Annotated in this window: 10 protein-coding genes; 2 read left to right on the plus strand and 8 right to left on the minus strand. The window is 44.0% G+C overall.

The genetic code is table 11. The features are described from left to right. Positions 1-7: 7 nt before the first annotated feature. On the plus strand, positions 8-1,270 hold the full coding sequence (locus F6K51_RS25485) for an ABC transporter substrate-binding protein (protein WP_293025395.1): 1,263 nt from the start codon (positions 8-10) through the stop codon (positions 1,268-1,270). A gap of 84 nt (positions 1,271-1,354) precedes the next feature. Then, a complete protein-coding gene (locus F6K51_RS25490; protein WP_293025396.1) occupies positions 1,355-1,570 on the plus strand; it encodes a hypothetical protein in 216 nt (71 codons plus the stop codon). Here the strand turns inward: F6K51_RS25490 and psbV2 are convergent. The 8 genes from psbV2 to F6K51_RS25530 all read right to left on the minus strand — a co-directional run bounded on the left by psbV2 (position 1,562) and on the right by F6K51_RS25530 (position 6,329). After that, positions 1,562-2,146 (minus strand): photosystem II cytochrome PsbV2, encoded by a 585-nt coding sequence (psbV2, locus tag F6K51_RS25495; protein ID WP_293025397.1) that lies wholly within the window; start codon positions 2,144-2,146, stop codon positions 1,562-1,564. The two genes, F6K51_RS25490 and psbV2, sit on opposite strands and share 9 nt — an antisense overlap. A gap of 220 nt (positions 2,147-2,366) precedes the next feature. Next, positions 2,367-2,855 (minus strand): photosystem II cytochrome c-550, encoded by a 489-nt coding sequence (gene psbV, locus F6K51_RS25500; protein WP_293025398.1) that lies wholly within the window; start codon positions 2,853-2,855, stop codon positions 2,367-2,369. Positions 2,856-3,002: 147 nt separating this feature from the next. After that, positions 3,003-3,185, minus strand: a complete 183-nt coding sequence (locus tag F6K51_RS25505; protein WP_070395846.1) for a translation initiation factor IF-2 — start codon at positions 3,183-3,185, stop codon at positions 3,003-3,005. Between the two features lie 21 nt (positions 3,186-3,206). Then, positions 3,207-3,362 carry a hypothetical protein gene (locus tag F6K51_RS25510; protein ID WP_293025399.1) on the minus strand — a complete coding sequence of 52 codons (156 nt, stop codon included), beginning with the start codon at positions 3,360-3,362 and terminating at the stop codon, positions 3,207-3,209. A gap of 21 nt (positions 3,363-3,383) precedes the next feature. After that, complete coding sequence (accD, locus tag F6K51_RS25515; protein ID WP_293025400.1) at positions 3,384-4,316, minus strand: acetyl-CoA carboxylase, carboxyltransferase subunit beta; 933 nt, start codon at positions 4,314-4,316, stop codon at positions 3,384-3,386. A gap of 53 nt (positions 4,317-4,369) precedes the next feature. Continuing rightward, complete coding sequence (locus tag F6K51_RS25520) at positions 4,370-4,591, minus strand: hypothetical protein (protein WP_293025401.1); 222 nt, start codon at positions 4,589-4,591, stop codon at positions 4,370-4,372. Between the two features lie 565 nt (positions 4,592-5,156). Further along, the gene (locus F6K51_RS25525) at positions 5,157-5,990 is read right to left on the minus strand and encodes an A24 family peptidase (RefSeq protein ID WP_293025410.1); all 834 of its coding nucleotides are present in this window, start codon (positions 5,988-5,990) and stop codon (positions 5,157-5,159) included. A gap of 75 nt (positions 5,991-6,065) precedes the next feature. After that, complete coding sequence (locus F6K51_RS25530; protein ID WP_364303462.1) at positions 6,066-6,329, minus strand: hypothetical protein; 264 nt, start codon at positions 6,327-6,329, stop codon at positions 6,066-6,068. Positions 6,330-6,360: the final 31 nt, after the last annotated feature.

Consider the following 6,360-nt stretch of genomic DNA (forward strand, 5'->3'; position numbering starts at 1 on the left):
TCAACAAATGAAGAAAATCCTGTCAAAATGGGTAATCTTACCGCTGATAATTCTCTGCATTATAGCCTGTGGCAGCAGTAACCTAGATGGAGTAACCACCGTTACTCTCGGTGGTTGGCAAAGCAGCCCTACTGAAAAACAATTACTAGAGAAGGTACTAAAGGAATTTGAAGCTAAACATCCCAAGGTAAAGGTTAAGCTTGAAGTCATCACTGGTCAGTACATGGATGTAATCAAAACCCGATTAATTGGTGATGCAGCTCCAGATGTCTTTTATTTAGATGCCTATGAAGCCCCATTACTAATGATTCATGATGTTTTGGAGCCTTTGGATGACTACATTAAGCGCACTGATAATTTTGATGTAGCTGACTTTGAACCCTCTCTGTTTAAAGCATTCCAATATAATGGAATAATCTACGGATTGCCTAAAGATTTTTCCACCCTTGCCCTTTTTTACAATAAGCAATTATTCAAACAAGCTAATTTAACTCAACCACCCCAAACTTGGGAAGAATTACGGGATTATTCCCAAAAACTAACCTTTGATAAGAATCGCGATGGCAGGAATGAACACTATGGTTTAGGAATTAATCAGGAACTGGCTCGTCTCTATTTTTTAATTAAAGCCTTTGGCGGTAAGTTAGTTGACAATAACGGCTATGCTACCTTTGCCACTCCTGAAACTTTTAAAAGTCTTCAAACTGTCATTGACCTATACCGAAACTACCAGTCTGCTGCCTTACCCTCAGACGTTGGCGCTAGTTCTGGTAGCGAAATGTTTGGTCAGGGTAAAACCGCAATGGTAATTGAAGGTAGCTGGGCTATTCCTTATCTCAAAGACACATTTCCTAACATTAAATTCGCCACCGCTGAAGTTCCCTCCTTAGGTAGTAAAAAAGGAACCATGGCTTATACCGTTGCTTATGTTATGAACAAGCAAGCTCAACATAAAGAAGCAGCTTGGGAACTCATTTCCTATCTTACCGGCAAAGAAGGAATGAAAGCTTGGGGAAAAGCGGGACTAGTACTACCTTCTCGGGTCTCTGTGTTATCGGAACTAGGCTATAAAAACAATCCCCTCTATGCTCCTTTTCTTAAAGGAGCCGCCTATGCAACCATTTGGCAGGCTGGGGAAACCTTGCCAACCATTCAAACCCATTTCGATAATCAATTTCTGAGTACCTTACTGGGTGATCAATCCTTAGAAAGTGCTATGAAGAAAGCCCAAGAAGCAGCTAATGAAGAAATTCGAGCAGGTGATTATTAACTAAGTTTTAGGGAGTCGGGAGTCGGGAGGGTGGGGCGGGGGCGCGGGAGGTGTGGGGAGATGGGGAGATGGGGAGATGGGGAGATGGGGAGATGGGGAGATGGGGAGATGGGGAGATGGGGAGTTAAATCAGCAATTAGTGTAGTAATTTTTATCTCTGTTTCTTCCTATTTACCATTCGCTGTTCCCTATTCGCTGTTCCCTGTTCCCGATTCCCGATTCCCGATTCCCGATTCCCGATTCCCTGTTCCCTATTCCCTATTCCCTATTCCCTATTCCCTATTTCCTAACTTAAAATAAATCCTCAGTGCCCCATCCTGGTCCTTTCTGTGCGGCTCTGATCACAAATGCCGCTATTTTCTCGATTTCCTCCTGTGGTATCCAACTCTCTTCGACTTCGCGGCACGAGAAGCTTTCCTCGGTACCATCATAGGTCATCGGTTGCCTCATAAAAGCAATGAAACCATTGAGATTATCCCGAGGTGGTGTTGCCTTAGCTAGCCTCTCCAGAGATAGAGACACAGTGGGATCAATGAGATTAGCTCCTCCCACATGACACCTCTGGCAATTTTCGGAAAATAAGTTTTGACCAACAGACAAGTCTTCGCCGTCAAACTGCTTAGTCTCTCCCTTGACATCTACAGCAATCGCTACAGGTTCTGCTACGTCTAGGTAGCGCCTGACGTAGTCGTTAACTGGAACCTGGGCTGGTGAACTAACCGTGCATGTCTCTAGGAAGAACACCAGAACAACTAGCAGCAAATAACGGATTGATACGAATAGACCTCTTGCCAAACTAGTTTTTTGATACTTTTCCCGTGAATTGTTGTCCACTGTTCCCAACTTCTCAAAGAAGTCTAATAATCTACGGAGCATTGAGTATTTAAAGTGATATGTACTGATTGAGCAACAGGGCAGCGGCTTCTTCTATTAGCGAATCAGGTCTAGTTAAAGAAGCTAGGGTTATTGATTTTGGTTAACCCCTAACTCCTAACCCCTAACCCCTAACTGCCAAAAGAAGAAGCCTCTGCCCTTGCTGCTTAAATAAGCATAAAGCCTTTCGCTTCGTGCTTTCTAACCTCTGTACAAACAACAATTAGTTACAGACTTTACCACAACCCCACGTATCAGGTCTCTGGTTGATCTCATAGAGAATATAACCAGCCATATTACGGAGGTCATCTTGGGAGACGTTCCTCATATAGACAAAAAGATCAGCACTCTTAGTGCTTGGATGAAATTCATAAATCTCTGTTTCCCCGTCGTAGGTGGTAGGATTGTTCATATAGTCTATGATACCATCCAGGTTATCACGGGGTGGTGTTGCCAATTCTAAGTCCTCAGCACCAAGAGTAACGTTAGGGTCAGTTTTAGTGTAACCCCCTTTGTGACATTGAGAACATACAGTGTTAAACAGGCGTAAGCCTTTAACAATCTCTTTGTTACTCATCACCACCGTGTCACCTGCTTCATTGGAAGGTACGGTGCGGAGCTCTTTAGACAGGTCAAGGGCTGCTGAACTGCCCACTGCAATTTGAAAGGCAAAGAATAGGGTTGCCGTGATCAGCAAGATAAATCGCTTCATTTTTGATTCTCCTCTAAACTAAAAATGTGGCTCATATGGGATTAGTTTTTCAAAACAGCATTAACTGATTCCCTGCACATTCTCTCGCTGAGGGGGATCTGAGTCAACCAATCACGGCTATCGAACTCAGGTATTACCGATTACCAATTAGCCATTACCCTTTGTTTGAGACAAAATCTTTAATATAACAGCCTTGGCATCTTCTAGAGGCAGATGGGTGTCTTGATTTTTGTAAGCAATGCCCAACTGCTGGCATAGATCGAATACCTCTTCTACCCGAAGGTCATACTCGGCAGCAATTTCCACAATTGATAGGTCTGCAAAGCCCATAATAACTAAACCCTATAATAACTAAGGAACAGGGGGAGTGTGGGAGTTGTGGGGGCAAGAGGCAAGAGGCAATAGGCATGCTAGCAAGAGGCAAGACGGAATATTATCAAACCATCTGACTTCCCATCTCCCCATCTCCCCATCTCCCCATCTCCCCACACTTCCCACCCTCCCCACCCTCCCCACACTCCCTAATCCCTACTCCCTACTCCCTACTCCCTGCTCCCTAATCCCTACTGCTTTTGGCAGGGAAACCGCTACCGGTATAGTAGCCTGGGGTTGATGGAGGCGAATCAGCTGGGCTAGGGTTTTTTTCAACTGGGTGCGAGGTACAATGGCATCAACAAAGCCGTGGTCTAGCAGATATTCAGAGGTCTGGAAATTATCCGGTAGCTTTTCTCTTAGGGTCTGCTCAATCACTCGTCGTCCAGCAAATCCAATTAATGCCTTCGGTTCCGCTATGATAATATCCCCTAACATGGCAAAACTGGCAGTCACCCCACCGGTGGTAGGATGAGTAAGAACTGGAATGTAGAGTAGTCTGGCTTGACGATGGCGTTCCAAGGCACCAGAGATTTTGGCCATTTGCATCAGGCTTAACATCCCTTCCTGCATTCTGGCTCCACCAGATGCACAAACAATTACAACCGGTAGCTGTCGCTTGGTTGCTTCTTCTATCAAACGAGTCAGTTTTTCCCCAACTACCGAACCCATACTACCGCCCATGAACCGGAAGTCCATTACTCCCAAAGCAATGGGCAAATTCTCTAGTTGACCGGTGCCAGTTTGTACGGCATCTGTGAGCTTAGTTTTTTCTTGGCTGTCTCGCAAACGATCACTATAGGATTTGCGATCGCAAAACTTCAGGGGATCCGTCGGATGTAGGTGTTCATCCAGTGATATCCAGGTCTGATGGTCAATCAGCTGGCGGATCCGCTCGTCACTAGGGACTCGCATGTGATGGCCACATTCACTGCAAACCATTTGATTAGCTTGCAGGTCTCTGGCGTAGGATAGAACTCCGCAAGCTTCACACTTTTTCCATAGCCCATCAGCAATCTCCCGTTCTTGAGGTTGTTTAGGGGTTGGTTCAATTTTTCGTCTATTTGCAAACCAATCGAATAGAGACATAAAAATTATTAAGTTAACGTACTATCTAAATTTTTTTAGCTATAGTCTGATTTTTATGATTGTCCTGCCTGCTCTTCTTCTGGGGAACTCAACAAGAGTAAGGCTGTCCATTGATCTGGTGAGCGAACTTGTAAAGCCGCAGGACTACCTGCACCTAAATAAGACATGATCCCAATATCAATAATCCGACTTGGAATATCATGAGCGGCTAGCACCTGCTGCATCAGCTCGGCTTCCCAGCGAAGATTGGTAGTTCTGATTGTTATCCAAGACACAGGCTAATATAGCAAAGGGAACAGGGAACAGCGGATCTGGGAACTTCGGATCAATAATTATCAGAATTCCTACACGGATTGCTATACCAATAGGATTCCAAAGATTTTTCAGAGCCGTTCAATTTCATCTATCTATATAGCATTTATCAAGTGGGTGAGGGACTTTCGTCTTAGGTTTTAGGGAGTCAGGAGTCGGGAGTGGCGTTGATTAAAATTTAATTTACCTCATATAATTTACCTCATAATAATTATAAGTAACGCTATATAGTTCTATTTATATTTGTAGGTTATGCTTTATAATTGATAGTTAGTTATAGTTAAGATTAAGATAGTAAATTAACTGTTATAGGTTTACTGTTATAGGTTTACTGTTATAGGTTTACTGTTATAGGTTTACTGTTATATAGTGTTTCTCATAGCAATGAGGTACAAAGGATTTTTTCCCACTTCCGTTCCCCCCTTATTAAGGGGGGTTAGGGGGGATCCCTTTTCTGACTTCCCTACTCCCTACTCCCTACTCCCTACTCCCTAAAACCTAGATGGAGCATTCTTCAACCGATAATGTTTAGCTAAATGGGAAAAATAGTTCTAGGTAAGTGGACACTATTAATTTACCCCAAAGTAGGGTCAATCCTGCTCCCAAGGCTAGAAAAGGACCAAATGGCATTGGCTGTTTGCGATTCATCCAACCCAGGGCAATGGCTGCGCCACCAGCAAACGCCCCTACACCACAAGCGATGAAACTAGCCAAGAGCAAATACTTCCACCCTAACCAAGCTCCCATCATCGCCGCTAGTTTAGCATCTCCTCCCCCCATAGCAGATTGACCAAAGGCAATCGAACCCCCAAAGGCAATCAGGTCAAACAACCAAATCCCTAAGACTGCACCTACCACCCCAGTCATTAATTGAGGAATTATTGCTATGGGTTGAGACCCCTCCAAAAAACCAGTAGTTCCTTGAAATACTAAACCAGCCACTAATCCAGACTGAGTTAGGGCATTCGGTAGGGTCATAGTATCGATATCAATCAGAGCCAGAGTCAACAACCAGCTCAAAAACGCCCAATACCCTAGGGTTTGCCAACCCCAACCATACATCCAGAAAACTAGTAAAAACAGTAAACCGGTTATGGCCTCTACTAGGGGATAGCGGCTGGAAATCTTGGTATTACAGTGACGGCAACGTCCTTTTAAGCACAGCCAGCCCATTACTGGAACATTCTCTCGCTTTCCCAGCTTATGTAGACAATGGGGACAGCGGGAGGGGGGCCAAAGGATGGATAAACCAGCAGGTAGTCTGTAAACGACTACATTGAGAAAACTGCCAATAGATGCACCGATAGCGAAAACTATTGCGAAAGCTATTAACGTTGTCAAGGCAGCGGATACTCCCACCATATCCTGTGTCACTTCCTAATTGCTATTGCTCTATACCATAGAAGTAAGACCAATGACCGATTTCCTTAATATTTATTAATAAAAGTCCCCTTCTAGTTGACTCAAAGGCACAAAGCATTCAGTTGGTAGAAGGATAGGTCTCTGACTAAAGATTAACTTTCCTCTGAGGGTATATCTGTCAATGGCTACACCAGATGGCTGTTCATCTTGGTATGGATGAACTTCGTAGTAAACCCGGTAGATATGCTTAGCTGCTCTCAAAACCGTAGGGTCTATCAGCTTCGGTAGCTCAATCCGAGTTTGGTAGTTTTCTTGTCTTTGCTGTGATGTATACACCACACTTTTTACCCTATTATTTCAGTTTGACTTT

Source organism: Moorena sp. SIO3I8 (assembly GCF_010692325.1).
GTDB lineage: Bacteria > Cyanobacteriota > Cyanobacteriia > Cyanobacteriales > Coleofasciculaceae > Moorena.